At 45.2% G+C, this 22,817-nt stretch carries 24 protein-coding genes; 18 read left to right on the top strand and 6 right to left on the bottom strand.

Features of this window, described 5'->3' with window-relative positions; genetic code table 11:
* Positions 1–19: 19 nt before the first annotated feature.
* Both BM099_RS06525 and BM099_RS06520 read left to right on the top strand, forming a co-directional pair.
* A complete protein-coding gene (locus tag BM099_RS06525; RefSeq protein ID WP_244889923.1) occupies positions 20–736 on the top strand; it encodes a transglutaminase-like cysteine peptidase in 717 nt (238 codons plus the stop codon).
* Positions 737–757: 21 nt separating this feature from the next.
* On the top strand, positions 758–2,701 hold the full coding sequence (locus BM099_RS06520; protein ID WP_090725934.1) for a bifunctional diguanylate cyclase/phosphodiesterase: 1,944 nt from the start codon (positions 758–760) through the stop codon (positions 2,699–2,701).
* 29 nt (positions 2,702–2,730) lie between these two features.
* Here BM099_RS06520 and trxC read toward each other — a convergent pair whose 3' ends face one another.
* The 3 genes from trxC to tusA form a co-directional block, all read right to left on the bottom strand.
* Positions 2,731–3,165, bottom strand: coding sequence for a thioredoxin TrxC (trxC, locus tag BM099_RS06515; protein WP_090725932.1), 435 nt, complete (start codon positions 3,163–3,165; stop codon positions 2,731–2,733).
* 61 nt (positions 3,166–3,226) lie between these two features.
* The gene (locus BM099_RS06510; protein WP_244889922.1) at positions 3,227–3,796 is read right to left on the bottom strand and encodes a ProQ/FINO family protein; all 570 of its coding nucleotides are present in this window, start codon (positions 3,794–3,796) and stop codon (positions 3,227–3,229) included.
* 5 nt (positions 3,797–3,801) lie between these two features.
* Positions 3,802–4,047, bottom strand: a complete 246-nt coding sequence (gene tusA / locus BM099_RS06505; protein ID WP_090725931.1) for a sulfurtransferase TusA — start codon at positions 4,045–4,047, stop codon at positions 3,802–3,804.
* A 140-nt stretch (positions 4,048–4,187) separates the two neighbouring features.
* Here tusA and BM099_RS06500 point away from each other — a divergent pair, with 140 nt between their 5' ends.
* Positions 4,188–4,469 (top strand): antibiotic biosynthesis monooxygenase family protein, encoded by a 282-nt coding sequence (locus BM099_RS06500; protein ID WP_090725929.1) that lies wholly within the window; start codon positions 4,188–4,190, stop codon positions 4,467–4,469.
* 54 nt (positions 4,470–4,523) lie between these two features.
* Here BM099_RS06500 and BM099_RS06495 read toward each other — a convergent pair whose 3' ends face one another.
* On the bottom strand, positions 4,524–5,141 hold the full coding sequence (locus BM099_RS06495; RefSeq protein WP_232348974.1) for an alpha/beta family hydrolase: 618 nt from the start codon (positions 5,139–5,141) through the stop codon (positions 4,524–4,526).
* Positions 5,142–5,505: 364 nt separating this feature from the next.
* On the opposite strand from BM099_RS06495, the gene ccoN reads away from it, so the two are divergent.
* From ccoN to BM099_RS06425, 14 genes are all read left to right on the top strand, one after another.
* The gene (gene ccoN, locus BM099_RS06490; RefSeq protein WP_090725926.1) at positions 5,506–6,936 is read left to right on the top strand and encodes a cytochrome-c oxidase, cbb3-type subunit I; all 1,431 of its coding nucleotides are present in this window, start codon (positions 5,506–5,508) and stop codon (positions 6,934–6,936) included.
* Between the two features lie 17 nt (positions 6,937–6,953).
* Complete coding sequence (gene ccoO, locus BM099_RS06485) at positions 6,954–7,574, top strand: cytochrome-c oxidase, cbb3-type subunit II (protein WP_090725924.1); 621 nt, start codon at positions 6,954–6,956, stop codon at positions 7,572–7,574.
* Between the two features lie 6 nt (positions 7,575–7,580).
* Positions 7,581–7,766 carry a cbb3-type cytochrome oxidase subunit 3 gene (locus tag BM099_RS06480; protein ID WP_177201099.1) on the top strand — a complete coding sequence of 62 codons (186 nt, stop codon included), beginning with the start codon at positions 7,581–7,583 and terminating at the stop codon, positions 7,764–7,766.
* Positions 7,763–8,656, top strand: coding sequence for a cytochrome-c oxidase, cbb3-type subunit III (gene ccoP / locus BM099_RS06475; RefSeq protein ID WP_090725919.1), 894 nt, complete (start codon positions 7,763–7,765; stop codon positions 8,654–8,656). The genes BM099_RS06480 and ccoP overlap by 4 nt, the downstream gene beginning before the upstream one ends.
* A 141-nt stretch (positions 8,657–8,797) precedes the next feature.
* Positions 8,798–10,216 carry a cytochrome c oxidase accessory protein CcoG gene (gene ccoG / locus BM099_RS06470; RefSeq protein WP_090725917.1) on the top strand — a complete coding sequence of 473 codons (1,419 nt, stop codon included), beginning with the start codon at positions 8,798–8,800 and terminating at the stop codon, positions 10,214–10,216.
* 61 nt (positions 10,217–10,277) lie between these two features.
* Entirely contained in the window at positions 10,278–10,811 is a 534-nt protein-coding gene (locus tag BM099_RS06465; RefSeq protein ID WP_232348973.1) for a FixH family protein, read from the top strand.
* Between the two features lie 13 nt (positions 10,812–10,824).
* Positions 10,825–13,290, top strand: a complete 2,466-nt coding sequence (locus BM099_RS06460; protein ID WP_090725915.1) for a heavy metal translocating P-type ATPase — start codon at positions 10,825–10,827, stop codon at positions 13,288–13,290.
* Positions 13,291–13,317: 27 nt separating this feature from the next.
* Positions 13,318–13,512, top strand: a complete 195-nt coding sequence (gene ccoS, locus BM099_RS06455; RefSeq protein ID WP_090725913.1) for a cbb3-type cytochrome oxidase assembly protein CcoS — start codon at positions 13,318–13,320, stop codon at positions 13,510–13,512.
* Positions 13,505–14,164: a sulfite exporter TauE/SafE family protein gene (locus BM099_RS06450; RefSeq protein WP_198064135.1), complete on the top strand. Its 660-nt coding sequence runs from the start codon at positions 13,505–13,507 to the stop codon at positions 14,162–14,164. Before ccoS ends, BM099_RS06450 begins: the two co-directional genes overlap by 8 nt.
* A 66-nt stretch (positions 14,165–14,230) precedes the next feature.
* The gene (hemN, locus tag BM099_RS06445) at positions 14,231–15,622 is read left to right on the top strand and encodes an oxygen-independent coproporphyrinogen III oxidase (protein WP_090725909.1); all 1,392 of its coding nucleotides are present in this window, start codon (positions 14,231–14,233) and stop codon (positions 15,620–15,622) included.
* Between the two features lie 84 nt (positions 15,623–15,706).
* Entirely contained in the window at positions 15,707–16,486 is a 780-nt protein-coding gene (gene fnr / locus BM099_RS06440; RefSeq protein WP_090725907.1) for a fumarate/nitrate reduction transcriptional regulator Fnr, read from the top strand.
* 286 nt (positions 16,487–16,772) lie between these two features.
* Positions 16,773–17,315 (top strand): adenine phosphoribosyltransferase, encoded by a 543-nt coding sequence (locus BM099_RS06435; protein WP_090725905.1) that lies wholly within the window; start codon positions 16,773–16,775, stop codon positions 17,313–17,315.
* A 56-nt stretch (positions 17,316–17,371) separates the two neighbouring features.
* On the top strand, positions 17,372–18,256 hold the full coding sequence (locus BM099_RS06430; RefSeq protein ID WP_090725903.1) for an alpha/beta hydrolase: 885 nt from the start codon (positions 17,372–17,374) through the stop codon (positions 18,254–18,256).
* Positions 18,253–18,729 (top strand): thioredoxin family protein, encoded by a 477-nt coding sequence (locus BM099_RS06425; RefSeq protein ID WP_090725901.1) that lies wholly within the window; start codon positions 18,253–18,255, stop codon positions 18,727–18,729. The genes BM099_RS06430 and BM099_RS06425 overlap by 4 nt, the downstream gene beginning before the upstream one ends.
* 6 nt (positions 18,730–18,735) lie before the next feature.
* Here the strand turns inward: BM099_RS06425 and BM099_RS06420 are convergent, their stop codons facing one another.
* Entirely contained in the window at positions 18,736–19,098 is a 363-nt protein-coding gene (locus BM099_RS06420) for a hypothetical protein (protein WP_143083739.1), read from the bottom strand.
* 243 nt (positions 19,099–19,341) lie between these two features.
* Positions 19,342–21,876 carry an ATP-dependent helicase HrpB gene (gene hrpB / locus BM099_RS06415; RefSeq protein WP_090725897.1) on the bottom strand — a complete coding sequence of 845 codons (2,535 nt, stop codon included), beginning with the start codon at positions 21,874–21,876 and terminating at the stop codon, positions 19,342–19,344.
* A 269-nt stretch (positions 21,877–22,145) separates the two neighbouring features.
* Between hrpB and BM099_RS06410 the strand changes: the two genes are divergently transcribed.
* Positions 22,146–22,670, top strand: a complete 525-nt coding sequence (locus BM099_RS06410) for a TIGR00645 family protein (RefSeq protein WP_090725895.1) — start codon at positions 22,146–22,148, stop codon at positions 22,668–22,670.
* Positions 22,671–22,817 lie beyond the last annotated feature (147 nt).

Here is a 22,817-nt window from a genome sequence, read left to right as displayed (position 1 = left end):
ATGTATGACAGGGCATGGCGTGCAAAGTAAACGCATTTTTAATGCAGATAACAAACGGCGCAGATCTTTCAAGGCCAATAGCGCTGGCTATCTTCTCATTGCCTTGTTTTCATTAACATTATCCCTGTTCGCATTAAGTGAAATCAGCGTCAAACTCAGCAATGCATACATACAGCAACTGGGCCAGAAATATGGCGCCCAAGCAAAACTCAGACTACAGGCCTGGCAGGACTTAATGCTTGAGATTGCGGATAAACCGGAAAAAGAAAAACTAAAACGAGTTAACGATTTTTTTAACCAAGTCAGATTTTTAGATGATTCAATACACTGGGGCCAAAAAGATTACTGGGCAACACCCGTTGAGTTTCTCATCAGTAACGGCGGTGACTGTGAGGACTTTTCAATTGCAAAATATTACACACTTAAAGAGGTTGGTGTGGATATGAGCAAACTGAGCATCTCCTATGTAAAAGCATTAGAACTTAATCAGGCACATATGGTACTCACCTATTATGAAAAACCTACTTCTATGCCGGTTGTGCTGGATAATTTGATTGCAGAGATAAAGCCCGCGTCTCAACGCCCCGACCTTCTTCATGTATACAGCTTTAACGGGGATAACTTGTGGCTTTCTAAAAAAGGACGCAGGACAACCCTGGTAGGAACATCAGATCGACTTGGCCCATGGGTACAACTTAAATCAAGGCTGGAAAACAATCGTGTTAATGTTAACTAATCAGGCGCCAAGGAGAGAGACATGTCTTTACTAAATCAACTAATCGCGGCGGTATTTGCCGTATTGATTGGCTTGGTCTCGGGCACCCTTTACATTATGTCGGACAGCTCAAAAGAGATGTTAATCCATCAACTGGAATCTCATGGCCAGGACACCGCCACGCATTTAGGGCTTTACCTTGCGCCATACATAGCGGCAGAAGATAAAGCAGCCATCGAAACTACCGTTAATGCAATTTTTGATAGCGGCTTTTATCAAAAAATAGAGATAACCAACAGTACTGGCGATACTCTCTTCGTTTCGACAAACACCTCAATTGCGCCAGAAAGCGTGCCCAAATGGTTCTTAACACTGGTTCAGTTCACCCCTCCTTCAATGGAAAGAGAAATTAGCTACCAATGGCGCAAAGTAGGAAAGGTAAGCGTACAGAGTCGCGCTGGCTATGCTTATGAACAACTATGGAAAGGTACGGAAAAAACACTCATCTGGTTTATATCACTATCACTGATTGCTGTGTTCTCCTTGAGCTATTTATTAAGAAGGATTCTGCGCCCTCTCAAAGGGGTGGCAGAACAAGCCACCGCACTCTCTGAACGTAAGTATATTGAACAGAAACACATCCCTAAAACAGTAGAATTAAAACTGGTTGTCGAGGCAATGAACCGTATGGTTCAAAGGGTTCAGCGAATGTTCGATGAACAAGCACGACATATCGAAGAGCTACGCAAAACAGCTTATCTGGACAATCTTACCGGACTAGCGAATCAACGCTCTACCCATGCCCAGCTGTGTGACTGGCTGGACTACCGTAAAGAATTCGGCCACGGTACCTGCATCTACCTGCATATCCCTAACCTCCAGGCACTGAATGACACTCAAGGGGAGGAAGCAGCCAATAATTTTTTAAAATATGCAGCAAAACAGCTCGCCGACCTATCCGCTCAGTACCAACCGGCTATTATAGGGCGCCTATCCGGTTCAGATTTTCTGGCACTCATACCAGAAAGTAACGAGGAGATCGTTAAGCGGGAAGTCTCTAAGCTAAATGAATCACTGATTACTCTTGCCAACTTTGAAAAAATATCACCCAATGAACTAGCGACTCATATCGCTATAATACAAACCGATTTGAATACCTCAGCGGCACAGCTTCTCTCTGAAGCACGGCTTCTTATCAAACAGGCCATCGCTGAAAAAAGAGATATCCAATACCCTGTAGAATTCACCGGTAGTAAAATCACATCGACCTCTTGGCAGGAACATGTGGCCAGTGCTATCAACAATAAACAAGTTTTTCTACAATTTCAGAAAGTCATATCAACGCATGATGAGCAACCACTGCAACACGAGTTACTAGCGCGAATTCTGAATCGGGATAACAACCCCTGCTCAGCAGCTGAATTCATACAAGTCGTCAAGGAACTTGGGCTAATCGATGCGCTGGATAAAGCCGTTCTGGAACGTGCAATAGAATATCTCACGCACAATACAACCTGCCCACCTTTGACAGTCAACCTGAGCCAACAAGCGATTCAGACTGACGACTTTGAAAAGTGGATTAAAAGCCAACTGAGTAAACACAACCTACGCGGCCGATTAAATATAGAGATTAACGAGACAGCTATACTCAACGATATCAATAATATCGTGACATTCCGAGACCTATTGAAACAAAACGGCATCGGCTTTGGCGTTGATAATTTTGGTATTCACCCGAGTGGGTTTAGCTATCTTTACGCGGTACAACCCGACTATATAAAAATTGATGGATCCCTTTGCCAGGAAATAGATCAAAGTGACGAAGACTGCTTCTTTATCCGCAGCCTTATCACAGCAGCCCATAGCTTAGGGATTAAGACCTATGCCGAGCGCATCGAACGAAAAAGTCAGGCTGAACGCCTGAAACAATTAAATATTGACGGCACACAAGGCTTTTTGCACGGAAAACCAGAAGCGTTGGTATGAGCGAAAGCGGATAGCCAACAGGAAGCGAGCTAGCAGAATGGCTTCAACCAATTCTGCAGACTTGACGCATCCATAGCGCCCGCCTGTCGTGCGACCTCTTTACCGTTCTTTATAACGATAAGTGTTGGAATACTACGAATAGAAAAACGAGCGGCCAGCGCCTGTTCTACTTCCGTATTCACCTTGACGAACCTCAGGTGCGGCTCTAATTGCTTAGCCGTCTGCTCAAAAACCGGAGCCATCATCTTACAAGGCCCGCACCAAGACGCCCAGAAGTCGACCACAACCGGCGTATCACTTACTTTGATAAACTTATCAAATTGTGCCATCGATAAATCAGCAGCCTTGCCCTGAAAAAGTAATTCACGACAGCGTCCACAGACGGGACGATTGCTTAATTTTTGAGTAGGAACTCGATTCGGAGTTTGACAGGAAGGACAAGAAACTAATGTTAATACAGACATAAAACACCTTATACATAAGATTAATATAATATAAGGTGTTTTATAAAGAATTCAAGATCTATTAACGCTTATTCAGGGCGACCAACTGATCCAGCTTTGAATGAAGACGGTCAGCTTTCTCCGCCTCTCGCTGTTGCTTCTCTTTTTCACGCTGCAGGTCACGCCGATGCTGATGAAATTCTTTTAATTTCCCTTTAGCATGCTCAGCTTCTTCAGCAGTTACCTGCCCTTGAGCTTCTCCCTGCAAGTTAACTCTATCAGCACCCTCTTGAAGAGATCGAAAATACTGAGGTGAGCGCACATAAGATGCCAACGCTCTTTTTATTTTGTTTTTGGCAACTTTCTCATCAGCGATCAAATCGTCCTGAATACCAATTTTGAGAGGCCGTACGTTGTCACGATTAAAGACCTGAGGATAAGTTTCCATCAAAAGCTGAAGGGCCGCCTGATTTGCAGCTCGGTTCTTCGCTTTACTTTTACTTTTTGGTATCACTACGTCGTTCACAACATTTCTCTCGATCACTTTGATATTCGAACGGTTTTTTTTCAGCTCTAGCTCGCCTAGTAACCGTTCGCACTCTTCAACTTGCCGCAATGTTTTATTCACAGCGGCTTCTATATCACTGAACACTTATCTCAGCTACCTTTTCGAATATAATAGCTAAATATTTCTTTTTCGCTTTCATTGATTTGCTCAACGAGTTCATGCCCAAGAAATGCACAAAACTTGGGTATATCACGCTGCGTAGAAGGATCCGTAGCCAACACCAGCAAAACGTCACCTATGTCAATTTCACGCACCTTATTATGCAACATCATTACTGGTTCAGGACAATACAAGCCTGTCGCATCCAGCAAATGATCTTCTTTGATACCAACCATTATGCATCTCTTTTCAAAAACGATCCTATTGTCTCAAATAAAACCCAGTAGCGAAAGCAGACACTTGCCAAAGTATGAGTTTGTGATTTGCAACACAAGGTTTATGCTTAATATATGAGTGATAAACACAGGAGACTATCATGATTAAGGTAATAATTGAGCGCCATATCGCTGACGAATTAGGTGAACATTATGAAAAAGCAGCGAGAACAACGTTACAAAAAGCCATGCAGGCACATGGTTTCATCTCCGGAGAGGCGCTAAGGAATGTTAATGACCACAATCACCGGGTTGTCATAGCAACTTATCGCACCGTTGCAGACTGGGAACGCTGGCTATCCTCAGAAGAACGAAAAGAGATGATGGAGCAGATCAGACCCATGCTTGACCGAGAGGAAAAATTCACGCTGCTAGAACATTAGCACAGGGCACTGAGATAACTGTTTATCAATAACACGGCTTATAAATAGCACTGCTTATAAAGAGTGCCGCTTAATCAGCATTAACATTTCATCTAGTGCTGAATAAATATGCTCTTGCTGTGTAAAGCCTGATACTTTGAGCGGTTTTAAATCGTGATTTCCATCTGGCAGCCAGCGAATCTGGACTGCCGGTGGCAAAGAATATTGTGCCACTTCATCTTTACAGCCCATCGGATCCCTTTCCCCCTGGAACACATACACAGGCTTACTCAGCTCCGAAAAATGATCTGTACGTGTAGTCAGCAACTTTCCAACCGGATGAAACGGATAACCAAATACAAAGCAAGCTTGCGCATCCGAGCTTTGCAAAATCATTGTTGCTATCCGCCCTCCCATGGACTTACCGGCAAGATACACCGGCACATCGCCAGCAAACTGTTCAATCGTGTCTTTAAAAGCACTGATCAGCTTGTCTGCCCGATCAGGTGGACGTTTTTTACCATCAATGCGGCGCTGTTTCATATACGGAAACTCAAACCTGATCACCTCTAGCCCACGTTCAGACAGGTAGCGGCTCGTCATCTGCATGAAATCACTTTGCATACCCGCGCCCGCACCATGAGCTAATATCACCCGCCCAAACAGTGGTTCCCCTTCAATCAACAGATCCAAAAACCCACCTCGCCAATTAAACGATTAAAGACGCCATTGTAAGGCTTGATCTATATCAAGCAAATGATAGTTAGCTAACAAAATAAACGCGCCTAAAGTAGTAAAGAAAAACGTAACAACCCCCTAAAGTACACTGTAGACGATTGTAGGAGATCGCATACGAATATATATATTTTAAATAGAATCAATAAGATAGAGGCAAACAAAACAAATAACTAATCTGCATATACAATATATTTACCGGGCGTTTTGTGCGACAATGCGCCACACTCAACGCCTAAACCTCGTTGAAAACACAGGGCTATTCCAAGATAATTGCCCGTGAAACTGTACTATAAAACAAGCTTTTTGATGAGAGCCTGACATGAGCACTGCAATCGAACACCCAACTTATAACTACAAAGTTGTGCGCCAGTTCGCCATTATGACGGTGATATGGGGTATCGTCGGCATGGCAGTTGGCGTCTTAATTGCCGCCCAACTGGTATGGCCGGCATTAAACTTTGACACTCCGTGGCTGTCTTTTGGCCGTATACGACCTCTACACACCAATGCGGTTATTTTCGCATTTGGTGGATCAGCCTTATTTGCTACATCGTATTATGTAGTTCAGCGCACGTGTCAAACGCGTCTATTCTCAGACGGCTTAGCGGCCTTCACGTTCTGGGGATGGCAAGCCGTTATTCTTCTGGCAGCAATAACCCTACCCATGGGCTTAACTTCTTCTAAAGAATACGCTGAGCTGGAATGGCCAATTGACATACTGCTGGCCGTTGTATGGATTTCCTATGCAATCGTTTTCCTTGGCACTGTCAAAAACCGTAAAACCTCGCATATTTATGTAGGTAACTGGTTTTATATGGCATTCATTATTACCGTAGCGGTTCTGCACATTGTTAACAGTGCAGTAATACCGGTTTCTATGTGGAAATCCTACTCAGTTTACCCGGGTGCAGTTGATGCAATGGTACAGTGGTGGTACGGACATAATGCTGTAGGCTTCTTCCTGACAGCTGGTTTCTTAGGAATGATGTACTACTTCGTACCTAAGCAAGCAGAACGCCCAATCTACTCTTACCGCTTATCAATTGTGCATTTCTGGGCATTGATTGCGACTTACATGTGGGCTGGTGGTCATCACCTTCACTATACTGCATTACCGGACTGGACCCAGTCTGTAGCAATGGTTATGTCATTGATCCTATTGGCTCCATCTTGGGGTGGTATGATCAACGGTATGATGACACTGTCTGGCGCCTGGCATAAATTGCGTACAGACCCTGTTCTTCGCTTCCTGGTTGTTTCTCTATCCTTCTACGGTATGTCTACCTTCGAAGGTCCGATGATGGCCATTAAAACTGTGAACGCACTGTCTCACTACACTGACTGGACTGTTGGTCACGTACACGCCGGCGCACTAGGCTGGGTTGCAATGATCTCTGTCGGTGCTACCTACCACATGCTGCCAAAACTGTTTGGCAAAACTCAAATGTGGAGCGTAGGCCTTATCAATGCTCACTTCTGGCTAGCCACAGTCGGCACTGTACTTTACATCTGCGCTATGTGGGTCAACGGTATTCTGCAAGGTCTGATGTGGCGCGCTGTTAATGAAGACGGCACACTGACATACAGCTTCGTCGAAGCACTGGAAGCATCTCACCCGGGTTACTTCGTTCGTTGGTTAGGCGGCATATTCTGGCTGACAGGAATGCTTCTGATGGCTTACAACACTTGGCAAACTGTTCGTAAGGACAGCAAAGCCCCAGTAGCAGAAGCTACTGCGCAGGTTGCATAAGGCTGAGGAGCAGAATAATGATCAAGCATGACACAATAGAAAAGAATATCGGCTTAATGGTCCTGTTAATCATCATCGTTATCAGCGGTGGTGGTTTAGCTGAAATCGTTCCTTTATTTTTCCAGGCACAAACGACCAAACCAGTTGAAGGTCTTCGCACGTATAGCGCTATAGAATTGGAAGGACGTGACATCTACATCCGTGAAGGCTGCCACGTATGTCACACACAGATGATTCGTCCATTTCGTGCTGAAACTGAACGATATGGTCACTTTTCTACCGCTGGCGAGCACGTTTGGGAGCATCCGTTCCTATGGGGTTCAAAGCGTACCGGACCAGATCTGGCGCGTGTAGGTGGACGCTACTCCGACGACTGGCATCGCGCTCATTTATACAACCCTCGCGATGTTGTACCTGAGTCGAAAATGCCATCTTATCCATGGCTATTTGAAGACAGGGTAACGGGAGAGGATACTGCCAAAAAAATGAGTGTTTTGCGCAGCCTGGGTGTTCCTTATACGGATGATCAGATCGCTACAGCTCAGGATGATGTAGCAGGTAAATATGAGATCGAAGCTGTGGTTTCATATCTACAAGCGCTGGGCAAAACCCATTCTGTTTACAATAACAAACGGTAATTACTAGTGAGTTACGATGTTTACGGCCCATTCATACCGGTGATTATGCTCATCACCTTTATCGGACTTTTTATCTGGGTCTTATTACCCGGCAATAAAAAACGATTTGATGATGCATCTCAACTACCTTTCGCCGATGAGGCGCCAGATAATTCGGATGAATCGACCCCGAACAGGAGAGTTGAAAAATGAGTGCTTTCTGGAGCGCATGGGTAACGATTATTACCCTGGCAGTAATTTTTGGCTGTACTTGGTTGCTTTTACGAACGCGTAAGAGTGAAACCTTTAAAGAAGAAACTGATAAGACTGTCGGCCACGAGTTTGACGGAATTGCAGAATATGATAATCCCCTGCCAAAATGGTGGTTCCAGATGTTTCTGGGTACAGTCGTTTTTGGTCTGGTTTATCTGGCGCTATATCCTGGCCTGGGTAACTTCAAAGGATTATTAGGCTGGACCTCTACTAACCAGTGGGAAGAAGAGATGGCTCATGCTGATGAAGTATATAAGCCAGTCTTCGCTAAATACGCCACACTGTCAGTAGAAGATCTACAAAAGCCAGAAAACGAAGCAGGCCTGAAAATGGGTCAGCGCATGTTCGCTAACAACTGTTCTGTTTGTCACGGTACAGCAGCAACAGGGGCGCACGGCTTCCCTAACCTGACAGATAATGACTGGTTATACGGCGGAACCCCTGAAGCGATAACCCAGACTATTCTGCATGGTCGCCAAGGCGCTATGCCTGCATGGGGCGCAGTTTTAGGTGAAGAAGGTGTACGCGATGTAGCCAGCTATGTGCAAACGCTCAGCGGTCAGGAAGCTGATGCCGATGCTGCTGCACGTGGTAAAACTCAGTTCCAGGCACTTTGCACGGCGTGCCACGGTGTTGACGGTAAAGGAATGCATGCACTCGGTGCTCCAAACCTGACTGACAACATATGGCTTTATGGCAGCTCTTTTGAGAATATTACCCATACTATCCGCTCCGGACGTAATGGTGTAATGCCTGCTCAAAAAGATCTGCTAAGCCAGGATAAGGTCCAGCTAATTGCAGCTTATGTGTATAGCTTGTCTAACAAGTAATTGACAACTATCAATAAAAAGGCGATATGAAGAGATTCATATCGCCTTTTTTTTAGAGATTCGATTACAATATGCAGCTTCTCTAATGGATACGTTGGTCCAATAGGCTAATACCCAACAATTCAGCTTGTGAGCACAGACATGAATCAGATACCTGTAAAAGATGTCACACCTCCAACAAACGGCAAAAAAGAGGTCTATGAACTCTACGCCAGCCGTGAACACATTTATGTAAAGTTCTATAAAGGTTTTTTCAAGAACCTTCGCGTTATTTCCGGCGCTATAATGCTGCTCATGTTTTACGCATTTCCGTTAATCGAATGGAACGGAAGACAAGCCATTCTCTTCGACCTGCCCAACCGCCAGTTTCATGTATTTGGTATGACATTCTGGCCACAGGACTTCATGCTTCTGTCATGGCTTCTGATCATTCTTGCATTCACCCTTTTCTTTGTTACCGTTTTTGCTGGACGCCTCTGGTGCGGCTATGCGTGCCCTCAGTTTGTCTGGACCTGGTTATTCATCTGGGCAGAAAAATTTGCCGAAGGCGATCGCAATCAGCGCATTAAGCTCGATAAAGCGGACTGGAGTGCGGAAAAGATCAGAAAAAAATCCATTAAACATGGTTTATGGATATTTATTGCTGTCACCTCTGCGGTTGCCTTTGTCGGCTATTTTTCTCCGATCCGCGAGTTAGTTGCAGATTTAGCCGCCTTCTCGCTAGGCCCATGGGAAACCTGGTGGATTGGTTTTATTGCCGTTGCCACATATGCAAATGCTGGCTGGTTACGCGAACAAGTATGTATCTACATGTGCCCTTACGCCCGCTTCCAAAGTGTTATGTTTGACCAGGACACACTGGTTATCTCCTATGATGAAAAACGAGGAGAAAAGCGCGGCAAACGCAAAAAAGATAGTGATTACAAAGCCGATGGCCTGGGTGACTGCATCGATTGCGGCTTCTGTGTCAATGTTTGCCCTGTCGGAATCGATATCCGCGATGGCTTACAGTACGAATGCGTGGCCTGCGGAGCATGCGTCGACGCCTGTGATGACATTATGGATCGTATGGGATATGAAAAAGGCTTAGTACGCTATACAACAGAGCATCAGCTGAACGGTAATACAACTAACCTACTCCGACCTCGTCTGATGGCTTATTTGGTAGTACTCCTGGCGATGTGTATCGCCTTTGGCTACACCATCTTCAGCCGTATCCCCCTTGAAGTTGATATTTTACGAGATCGCGGTCAACTATATAACGAAACACCTAACGGCCTGATTGAGAACGTGTACAAACTTAAACTCGCCAACAAGGAACAACGCGACCATGATTATCGGATTAGCGTTAGTGGTATTGAAGGACTGAAACTAATATCAGAACCAGTGGTCACTATCAAAGCGGGCGAACTACTTGATTACAACATTCGTATTCATTTAGAGAGGGAAAATATCAAGCGTCCAAATTATGATATACAGATCAAAGTTCAGGCATTAGATGACAACAGTATTTCAGTGACTGAAGATAACCGATTCATTGGCCCGGCGCCACGTCGATAACCGACCTGCGCGTTAAATTAAGGTACAATAGCTGCTCTCTGCAAAGACAGCAGCTATTTTTATGACAGAAAAAAATATGACCGAAGATGAAATTCAAGCAGCAAAACCTTGGTATAAACAACCTTGGCTCCTTTTTATTCTGACTCCAATATTCGCCGTGGTGTTTTACGGTTTTGGTTTTCTTTACCTGTCTATCGTGACAATGGACGGCGTTGTAAAAGATGACTACTACCGCATAGCCAGAGGCTATGAACTCAACACTGAAAAAAATCAAAACGCCATTGACCAGAAGATTATTGCAGAGCTTAATCTGGATGATGTGACCGGCGATATCATGATTAAATTAAATGGTGAACTCACTAATGTGCCTGAATTCCTGACACTGGATATTGTCCACCCCACTCACCAGAAGTACGACCAGCTGATCACTCTCAAAGCGATTGGCTCCCGACAGCTGTATTCCGGGTCACTGGCCAACCCACTCAAAGGAAAGCGTTTTCTGTTCCTCTTTCCACCTGATGAAAACTGGCACCTTCACAAAGAGATTCTGCCACCTTATGAACAGCGCCGCATTGAACTAAAGCCGAATTTGTAAGGCACGCAGAAGTATGAATAGTAGTCTTAATAGTCAGCACAGCCTTGTGAAATGCTTTCATTGCGGCCAGGATGTACCCAAAGGCGTACAATTTGTTGCCAATATTAAAGGTACCGCACAACCCATGTGCTGCCCCGGATGCAAAGCGGTAGCAGAAACCATTGTTTCCAGCGGGCTTGAGCACTACTACAAATACCGTCAGGGAGATTCAACCTTCACCCCGGATCTCTCTGGCACAGAACTGCCGAGCGCCATTCAGGACGAGTTAAAACTCTATGACAATGCTTCGATCCAACAAAATTTTGTCATCACATTAGAAGATGATATTAAAGAAGCAACCTTGGTCATTGAAGGCATCACATGTGCAGCCTGTGTCTGGTTACTTGAACATCACCTGGTAAAACAAACAGGTATTGAGCAAGCGTCTGTCAACCTCACCAATCACCGGGCACGAATCCGCTGGCATGATAGTGAAATTACATTAAGCAGCATCATGGCGGCGATATACCACATCGGGTATCAAGGCCACCCCTACCACCCGGATAAAGAAGAACAATTACTCGAACTTGAAAAAAAGCGCGCTTTTCGCCGTCTCGGCTTAGCGGGCCTCGCCATGATGCAAATCATGATGATGTCCATCGCTTTGTATGCAGGCGCATTACAAGGAATAGAAGACAAGATTGAAGTCTTTATCCGCTGGACCAGCCTGATTATTGCTACACCGGTACTGCTCTACTCCGCCAGACCCTTCTTTACGGCTGCGTTACGTGACATCAGAGCACGACATCTGAGTATGGATGTTCCCGTATCTATCGCCATAGGTGGAGCCTACCTGGCCAGCGCCTGGGCCACCTATACCCAAAGTGGCGAGGTTTATTTCGACTCCGTTACCATGTTTACTTTTTTTCTGTTGATCGGTCGCTATCTGGAGATGCAGGCAAGGCATCGAACCGGACGGGCCGGTAATGCCTTATTAAATTTAATCCCCGACAGCGCCATAAAATTAGCAAACGGGCAAGAAATACTGATCCCGGCAAACGACCTGAGCATTGATGATGTTGTGCTGGTTAAACCGGGCCACACGATACCGGCAGATGGCATTATTGTGGCGGGTTATTCCTCAGTAGATGAATCAGCACTGACCGGTGAGTACCTCCCCATCAACAAAACCCTGGGTGATCATGTTGTCGGTGGGACGATTAATGTAGAAAACCCCCTTCAGCTGCAAATTACAGAAGTAGGTGCAGGTACAAAATTATCTGCCATTGTCAGGTTACTCGACAGAGCCCAGGAAGAAAAACCAGCGGTTGCTAAAATTGCCGACAAAGTCGCTAGTTATTTTGTCGCAGCCGTTCTTTTAACCGCTGTTATTGTCAGCCTTATCTGGTGGAACATCGACCCGCAAAACGCCTTCTGGATTACCCTGTCAGTACTGGTTGTTACCTGTCCTTGCGCACTTTCATTAGCGACACCCACCGCGCTCACCGCAGCAACCGGCACATTAAGGCAACATGGCCTGTTGATTACTCGTGGGCATGTGCTAGAAAGCCTGGCGACTGCCACACATATCGTTTTTGATAAAACCGGCACGCTCACTGAAGGCAACTTATCGCTTAAGCGCACACATTTGTGTAGCAATACAGATGCACAAACTGTGCTGGAAATTGCCGCCGCATTAGAAGCCCACTCTGAACACCCTATTGCCAAAGCGTTTCGAAAATACCAACTGCAAACTGCAGACTCGATGAATGCAGAGCTGGGACAAGGCTTAGAAGGCAATGTTGATAACATCGTTTATCGCATCGGCAAACCTGAATTTGCTTCTGCACTCTGCCAACAAAAACTGACTTATGATGACGCACCCGATCATAATGGCCAATGGCTGCTGCTTTGTAACTCCGAAACGCCTCTCGCCTGGTTCTGCTTAAACGACCAGATTCGAAAAGGCACTCAACAGACTTTAGCTATTTTACAACGTCTTGGGCTCAAGATTCAGATGCTGACAGGCGACAACTCCGCTGCGGTGCAGGACGTTGCTGATGAACTACATATAGATCAGGTCGTTGCTAACGCCTCTCCTAAAGAGAAGCTTGCCTATATTCAAAAGCTGCAAAAGCAAGGCGCCAAAGTTGTGATGATCGGTGACGGCATCAATGACATCCCTGTACTCGCCGGTGCTCAGACATCCATAGCCATGGGGAGCGCAACGGATCTTGCCAAAACCAATGCTGATGCAGTGCTGATTAGTAGTGAGATTGAGCGCTTAACCGATGCTATTCTGCTGTCACGAAAAACCCAGTATATTATCCGCCAAAACCTGAGTTGGGCACTGTTGTATAATCTGATTGCCTTACCATTGGCTGCCATGGGCTTTATTGCACCCTACATGGCCGCGATTGGCATGTCAGTCAGCTCACTGATTGTTGTTGGCAATGCGCTTCGCCTGACTAAACTTGTTCGCCGTAATCCTGTAAAATAGCCACTTCAATTTTCGAGATGATTCTCCATGGAAATTCTTTTTATATTAATACCCATCGCTATCATCCTGCTGGGGTTCGCTATTTGGGCTTTTTTCTGGAGCGTTAATACCGGGCAATATGATGACCTTGAGTCACCGGCCCACAGCATATTATTTGATGACGATGAAGATATGATTCCGGACGATGCCAAACAGGGAAAGAAAAATTCCTCTCGTGACTGAATCTCTTTCTTTAACAACAGCGCTACTGCTAGGCTTGCTGGGTAGCGCTCATTGCCTTGGCATGTGTGGGGGCATCGCTGCCACTATATCCATGGGACAAAAAAACTCACGACTACCTAACCTGCTGGGATACAACTTCGGCAGGCTTTGCAGCTATGCACTAGCAGGGGCATTGGTGGGTTCACTCGGGGTTATCATTAAAGACAGTACATCAGCCATTGTGCTGCGCACCTTGGCTGGCATCCTTCTAATCAGCATGGGTTTGTATGTTGCACAATGGTGGAAAGGTCTTGTCCATATTGAAAAACTCGGCAATAAACTCTGGGCTTTAATCCGCCCGACAGCCAGTAAACTTTTACCGGTTACAAACATAAAACAAGCACTTCTGTTAGGTTTTTTCTGGGGCTGGCTACCCTGTGGCTTAGTTTACAGCACACTGATATGGGCAGCGACCGCGCAAAATGCATTACATAGCAGTAGTTTAATGTTTGCTTTTGGTATCGGCACACTACCCGCTATGCTAACCACCGGCCTGCTGGCCAAACAGGTTCAAACATTACTGGCAAACCGTAACGTTCAATATTTTGCAGGCCTTCTTATACTGCTTTTTGGCTTATATACTATCCCATTCCGTGCAATCATCGATATTTGATACATATCAAATCAATCTTCTGATCAGATGCTATACTGCTGCGCTTAAAATAATGAGGAAACTATCGTGAGCCTGGACAAAACCATTTCATGGGATCTAGATCTTATTAAACGTTATGATCTTTCCGGTCCCCGGTATACCTCATACCCAACAGCTATTCAGTTTGATACGTGGCTGTCTGAAACACAGTTGGTTGAAAGCGGACAAACTACGACAGATACATCGGCTCCACTGTCTCTGTATATCCATATCCCCTTTTGCGCTCATGTTTGTTATTTTTGCGCCTGTAATAAAGTCATTACCCGCAACCGGAAAAAAGCTCAGCCGTATCTGGACACACTCTATAAAGAGATAGAGCAGGTAGCCAAATGGTACAGCGATAAAAGAATTGTTAACCAGCTTCATTGGGGCGGCGGAACACCAACCTTTATCAGTGACGAACAGATGGCGGAACTGATGAATAAAATCAAGCAGGAGTTCAACCTACTCGAGGATGACAGTGGTGACTATTCCATTGAGATCGACCCTCGTGAAGCCTCATATGAAACGATGCAAACCCTCAGAAAGGTCGGCTTCAACCGCATCAGCCTGGGTGTTCAGGACGTTAACCCTGCCGTACAGGAAGCAGTAAACCGCATACAACCCACCGAACAAACTGCCGCCGTGCTCAAGTCAGCGCGAGAGCTCGGTTTCAAATCGATTAACATGGATCTGATCTATGGACTTCCGCACCAGACTTTCGAGAGTTTCAATGAAACACTCGATACGGTAGTTGCCATGAGTCCAGATCGCCTATCCGTTTTCAACTATGCGCATATGCCGGATCGTTTCCGCTCACAAAAGCATATCAATGCAGCCGATCTACCTAGCCCGGAAACCAAACTCGCTATTCATGAGTCCACTATTAATAAGCTACTCGCTGCAGGCTATGTTTATATAGGAATGGATCATTTTGCCAAACCCGATGATGAACTGGCCCTTGCACAGCAAAGTGGACATTTACATCGCAACTTCCAAGGCTACACAACGCACTCTGATTGTGACTTGGTAGCGATGGGAGTCTCTGCCATCAGTCAAATTGGCGATGTTTATTATCAAAATGAACATGACATAACAGCGTATACAAACGCGGTCGAAACACGTGCCAGCGCCATTCGTCGCGGCGTAAAACTCAGCACAGATGACCATATCCGCCGCGCTGTAATTACTCAGCTGATATGTCATTTTGAGCTTGATCCGACCTCGATAGAAGAAGAGTTTAATATTGATTTTAAAGAGTATTTCGCCCAAGAACAGGTGGAACTGCAGCACTTCGATAAAGATGGGCTCATCCGGTTGGATGGCCAACGCATTATCGTTACAGCCGCAGGGCGTTTACTGATCAGACGCATCTGTATGGCTTTCGATCGTTACATTCCAAAACAGCAACCGACACAAGGTTTTTCCCGCATCATCTAATAGACACTTCACGGTTCATGCGAAATACGACATAATTGGAGGCTGAGTAGCCCTCACTATGTACAATAACCACAGGAACCGGCCATGAGCAATGTTAAAAAAGAAGGGAAACTACATAGCCTGCAACAAGCACATTGTAATACATGCAGTATTAGCTCGCTCTGCCTTCCCGTGTCATTGAACAACTCGGAGATGGACAGTCTGGATAACATCATCGAGAAAAGCAGACCGCTAAAGAAGGGAGACCACCTTTTTCATCAGGGTGACCCTTTTGAGTCTGTATTTGCCATCCGGGCAGGCAGTGTAAAAAGCTATACCATTACGAATGAAGGTGAAGAACAGATTACCGGATTTTACTTTCCTGGTGAAGTGGTCGGTTTAAGTGGTTTTGATGAACAACACTACCCGGTATCCACTAAAATTATGGAAACCACAACGGTCTGTGAAATACCCTTCGAGCATTTAGACACTTTATGTGGACAGCTACCCGAGTTGCGCCGTCAGGTCATGCGCACCATGAGCAAAGAGATCAGAGATGATCAGCAAATGATGCTCCTGCTTTCAAAGAAAAATGCCGAAGAGCGCGTAGCCACTTTTTTAGTTAAACTTTCGCAGCGCTTCCAGGCACGCGGATACTCGGCCCACAAGTTCAGACTATCCATGTCGCGCAACGAAATTGGTAATTATTTAGGCTTGGCTGTAGAAACGGTTAGCCGCATTTTTACCCGTTTTCAGAAGAACAAACTGATTCAGGTCGAGGGCAAAGAGCTCGACTTACTTGACCTGGAAAGCCTTTATGAGGTTTCCGGTGAGTGCGACGGCAAAAATATTAAAGAAACGGATGTTCAGCAGCTTTCTTTATAATGACGAACAAACAGCCTGACTTAATAAACCGGCTGACTATTGCGAATAAGATGTCTGGATAAATAGTCCGTATAAATAGTTTGTAAAAATAATCCGTACAAAAGCCCGGTTAAAGATACGGGTTGAAAAAAGCGCCGTACAAATAACTGAACGGCGCTAAAGTTGCACAAAGAAGTAGCCATCTCTATGTGTAACCCAACGGAGTAATTAAAACCTATATTCTTTATTTAAACATTGAGCCATATCAATCATTTACGTTCCGGCCTGCTTGAGGAGCCATTAGTACATGTCATACGACGAATTTTACGTAAAATCAGTCATTCGTTCACTTCCTGACTGGCCAGAACCGGGGGTTATGTTCCGCGACATCACTCCCCTTTTCAAAGACCCTAAAGCTTTACGCATGGTGGCGGATGGTTTTATTCAGCGTTATATGGAATCAGATCTGACGCATATCGCCTGCATAGATGCACGCGGCTTTCTGATTGCCTCCATCATGGCTTATCAGATGCAAAAGCCATTGGTACTGGTTCGCAAAAAAGGCAAACTGCCTGGCAAAACAGTCCACCAGGAATATCAACTGGAATATGGCACCTCCGCCGTCGAAATGCAGATAGATGCCGTCGGCCCCGGGGACAGAGTTCTGGTCTTTGATGACCTGATTGCTACTGGTGGTACTCTCCTGGCTGCCTGCACACTGATTAAAAAGCTCGGTGCCGAAGTGATTGAGTGCGCCGCTTTAATTGATCTACCTGACCTGGAAGGTTCTGTTCGGATTCAAGAAACAGGGATTCCTGTCTACACGATGCTCGCCTACGAAGGTCTGTAGATAAAATTAGCATCCTCTGATATTGTTATGATGATATAAGCATATCAGAGGTCCAGATGCCTAACTCCCTACTGAAAATCTCATCACTGTTTCTGCTCCTTACCTGCCAATCTGTATTTGCGCAAGAAGTCACGACATCACATAACAAGCTGCTACTTAATGCAGAATTGAAACTGGCTGAGGGCAGCACACTTGCTGATGGCGTGCTACTGATCACCCACGGCACGCTGGCACACAACAAGATGGAAGTGATTGCAACGCTGCAAGATCTACTCACTGATGCGGGCATCAATACACTCGCTATTAACCTCAGCTTAGGCATTGATAACAGACACGGCATGTATGATTGCCAGGTACCGCATCAACATAAACACAGCGACGCAATAGATGAGATTAACACCTGGTCAATGTGGTTAAAGAGCCAGGAAGCCGGAGATATTAGCCTGATGGGCCATTCCCGCGGAGGAAACCAGACGGCATGGTTTAGTGACTCTTACCCTGACCAGGTTAAATCTCAAATTTTACTGGCACCGGCCACCTGGAGTGAAGCCGCAGAGCAAAACGACTACAAGCAACGTTATAACAAATCATTAACAGAAATACTCACACTGGCAGAACAAGGCGATGACAACACATGGATGGATGCAACTAATTTTATTTACTGCACGGACAGTCGTGTTAAAGCAACATCATTTGTAAACTACTACGCACCAGATCAAAGATTCGATACCCCTTACCTTTTAAATAAAACAAGCACACCTAGCTTGGTCATTAGCGGATCTGAAGACAACACCGTTTCTGATCTTGCAGAAAAAATGGCCGATATATCTAACCCACGTGTAGAGCACATATCAATTGAAGGAGCGGACCATTATTTCAGGGATCTTTATGCTGATGAGGTGGTCGAATTTATTGTTGATTTCATGGAAAAACAGCAATGAAACTGCGCGCGCTGCTCTTTGTTCTGACCAGTTTATTTTTAAGCATCCTGCTTAACAGCACACACGCCAGCAGCTTACCTGCAGGCAACAACTTTAATCTGGATGCCGAGCTACTCGGAGAGAGCCGAATACTCGTGGTAATGATAAGCCAGAGTGATTGCAGTTACTGTCAGCTAGTCCATGACGACTTTTTGGCCCCCATGCATAGTGGCGGGCGGTACCAGCAAAAAGCGCTGTTTCGTGAACTTAAAATAGACACAAATAGCGCGCTCCTGGATTTCGACGGTCAGCAGATTACGCCTAAGCAGTTTGCCAAAAAGTATCAATCAACATTCACACCGACTCTTCTCTTTCTTGATAACAAGGGCAACCCCTTAGTAGCCAATATGGTCGGGATAAATACCCCTGAGTTTTACGGATACTACCTTGATCAATCGATAGATGAAGCGATAACACGTCTGCAACATCCATAAAGCAGGTTAATTACATAAAATGTTAGTAATTCTGCGTGCATCCCGGGTTTTCATAATCCCGTGATCAGCGGGAGGCCTTAGATAAAAGGAGCGACTATAGACATACTCCCCTTGCGCATCATAACCAATACATTTGATACGCTGGCTGTGTATGACAGGATCAAAAACCACCTTCACGGCATAACCCGAATATTTTTCTAAACGCGGCATTCCATATCCCCGCTGACTGGAAATTTGTTCTTGCCTTTGTAGAACACGTGCCTTTTGACCCAAATCCTGACGTAGTTCATCTGATTGCTCTTTACGCTCTTCCAGGCTTTGATAACGTAAAATACAGCGATCACGATCCATCTTATCAGTGATAGCCATACAGATTGCCGGGGTTATCGAATTTGCCTGAGCATAAACTGGAACAGTTAACAGCGCCCCGAATAAAGCGAAAACACAGAGCCTCATAAAACCTCTTAAAACGACTAGAGTAAGACTTACCATTTTAGCAAAGATTTAAAAAATGCGTAAAAACTCAACAGAAAAAATTAGGCTTACTTCATTAGAGCTGCTGGGCCACTAACCTCAATAGATTCAATAGCTGCTCCTTTTCACAGTGCAGCCTTAAGAAAAACGCTTTAATGACTTCCCGGGTTTCTCTTCAAGTGGCTGCTCAGGCCACCTATGCTTTGGGTAGCGCCCCCTCATTTCCTTTGCCACCTCAAAATATGATGTTCTCCAGAAATTAGCCAAATCACTTGTTGTCTGGATCGGCCTGCGCGCAGGCGAAAGCAACTCAAACCTTATGGGAACCTTACCCCCAGCAATTTTGGGAGAGACCACCTCACCAAACATCTCCTGTAGCGGAACCGATACCGTGGGTCCTTGATCGCTATCGTAAATAATGGTCACTGTTTTATTACTGGGTGTTTGATAAACAAGCGGCGCCTCCCTCTCTAAAAATTTTTGTTCCTCCCACGACAAGATACCCAGCAATAACTCGAACAAACTGACTTTTTTTAGCGCGGATATCGATTTGACTCCGCTTATATACGGCAGCAACCACTCATCTGATGTTTCTAAAAGCAAAGCCTTTGTGATCTTGGGAAAAGTGTCCGCATATCGACCCAACCATTCTGCTCTGGCTAACCAGTCATGACAGCGAGCAGTCCAGTTGAGGATACTCAGCTCACTACTTTTCAACACATCAAGTAAGCACTCTTGGAATTTATCAGAGGGGATGTCTGACAATGAAGACCGCTTTATTTCTAAAGCACCATATTCAGTGATACTTCGCCCGATTATTTTTTGTTTTGCGCTGTCATATTCATAATGAGCTGTTTCGACAATACTTTCATCAAGGCAGTCCAATACTGATTCCAACGTGATTGCAGCAGCGCTATAGATTCGTCCTTCTTTTTTGATAGCATCACAATCAACGACAACAAGCCACTGGCTGCCAAAGAGAGGATCATCATCAAATAAAAAGACACCCCGTCCATTGGCTAACTGATAACGCCCGCTATTATCTGATCGCCTTTTTGCCAAACGATCCGGATAGGCATACAAAAGTAGTTTTCCAATGCTGTTGTGTAATTGTGTCAGCGTATATTCCGAACTCGACTTGTCGAGTTGGACACTGCTTTTTAATGAGCTAACGCTCATCAAAAGCTGCTCAATCGAGGCACGATTGATCGGGTGAGCCTTCAGTGCCGCATTACGGTTAACCTTATAGTCCTGTAGCGCTAATAGTCGCTCTGCGATGTCTACCCCTTTACCCGAATAAAAAATATCTCTATCGGACAATAAAGCAGCCAGCTCACAGGCAACACCTTTTTCAATACCCCCCTCTGCCTTAAGAAGCATTGCCGCCAATCTGGGGGTAACACCTATCCCGGCGGCTTTATCACCCAAGGCGGTCACTTTACCTTGCGAGTCAATCAGGCCTAATGAAGCCAAGGTCGCTTTAGCGGATAGAAAATGCGGCATAGGTGGAGGAGTTAACCAATTGATATCCTGATATTCGCTATAACCCCAAATAAACAGTTCCAGTACAAAGCCCGTCAAATCAGCCAACAGAATCTCTTCACTTTGATAATCACGCAGAGATCTTTGCTTTTGCTCATCCCATAATCGGATACACGATCCCGCTTGAGTACGGCCGGCCCTACCCTTTCGTTGTGTAGCCGATGCTTTAGAAATATAAGCAGTTTCAAGGCGTGTCATACCACTGACAGGATCATAGGTCAGTGCTTTTTCCAGTCCGCTATCAATGACACAGGTAACACCTTCAATGGTTAAGCTTGTCTCAGCGATATTGGTGGTAAACACAATTCGTCTGTTACCGCCGGGGTCTGGCATTAAGGCTTGCTCTTGCTTTAACAAAGGCAGTCCACCATACAGCGGTAGTAAAACCAGATGAGGGTCCGAACCCAATAGCGCAGAAGACTCAGACATACATCGCTTTATATCGGCTTGCCCCGGAAGAAAAACCAAAATATCACCGTCTGACTTACCTGCACTACTCGTGTTACCAGCAGCAAGCAACGTACTCAATACACGCGTTACTTGCCGGGACAAAGGCTCCTGACCTCTTTTAATATATTCAACCGAGACAGGGTAGGCCCTGCCCGGACACTCGATAACCTCGGCGCTCCCCATATACCAGGATATCAGATCGGTATCGATAGTCGCTGACATAACCAGTAGCTTAAGGTCATCACGAATAGTTTGCTGTATCTCCAGCGAAAGCAATAAGGATAAATCAGCATGAATAGAGCGCTCGTGAAACTCATCAAATATAATAAGCCCGATATCTGATATTTCCGGATCGCTTTGCAGCCGCCTGGTTAATATGCCTTCGGTGACGATTTCCAACACCGTGTCTTTGGATATTTTTCTGTCATTTTTTATTTGATAACCAACTCGCTGACCCACTTTCTCACCTAGCTGGCGGGCCAAATAATGAGCAATCGACTTTGCCGCAACACGACGCGGCTCGAGCATTAAGATCTTTTTTCCCTTGAGCCACTTAGCGTCAAGCAAACTCAGGGGCAACGCGGTGGACTTACCTGCCCCAGGCTCCGCTTGCAGGATTAAATTATTTGCATTGGCTAGCAGGCTAACAATCCGGGGTAAAAAATCAGTGATGGGTAACAATGAAACATAACTCTCTGAATATGATAGAACGACACTGTTCGTTTGAAGCTTTTTAACAGTCTATAGCAAATCATGTTTAATATTCAGGCGATCCTTCATTAAGCCCCCTTCACATCATTAACCGTTAAAAGAAAAATTAGCACTTGTTACTAATTAATTTGCCTATATCTAGCATGAAACCTGTAGAATGCACTGCGTTAACTGACGATAATTTTATATCTATTAATGCGTCATTGAGCAGTATTAAATGCTTTATAGCCGAGGGATACATGTCTAACAAATTTGAAGTTGCACTAGAAACAACCATATTCAAAAGCCGTTGGTTGTTAGCACCCTTTTACGTTGGTTTAGTGCTTAGCATTGTCTTGTTATTTGTAAAATTTGTTCAGGAATTTTGGCATATCGCCAGTCATGTTGTCTCTATGCCGGAAAGTGATGTCGTGATTGGCATCCTGGCATTAGTTGATTTGTCACTAGTGGGTAGCTTGTTGTTGATGATTATTTTTAGTGGCTACGAAATTTTCATCTCAAAAATCGATTTGAAAGATCATGAAGACCGACCGGAATGGATGGGAAAGGTCAACTTTTCAGGCCTCAAACTAAAAGTCATCGGAGCAATTGTAGCCATCTCGGCAATTGATCTGTTAAAAACGTTTATGAATCTTCCGACAAGCCTTTCTGACGAACAAGCAACCCACATCATGTGGAAAGTAATCATCCATTTAACATTTGTTTTTTCTGGGCTGATCTTTGCTTACATGGATAAAGTAGCCGGTGATACCAAGCATCATTAATCGCCATTGATCCTGCAAAGCACGTACTTCAGAGAGAGCCTGCTCAACTACAGCGGCTCCCTGCTCCCCAGCAAAGCCAATTTAACAGCGCACCCGAGACGTAGGAAGGCGCAATCAAGTTAACCCGAATCATGCTGGGTCCAACTG

This window comes from Neptunomonas qingdaonensis (genome assembly GCF_900113275.1).
In the GTDB taxonomy this organism is placed as follows: domain Bacteria; phylum Pseudomonadota; class Gammaproteobacteria; order Pseudomonadales; family Balneatricaceae; genus Neptunomonas; species Neptunomonas qingdaonensis.
Note: the sequence above shows the minus strand (reverse complement) of the source record. Positions and strands in the feature narration are given on the sequence as shown.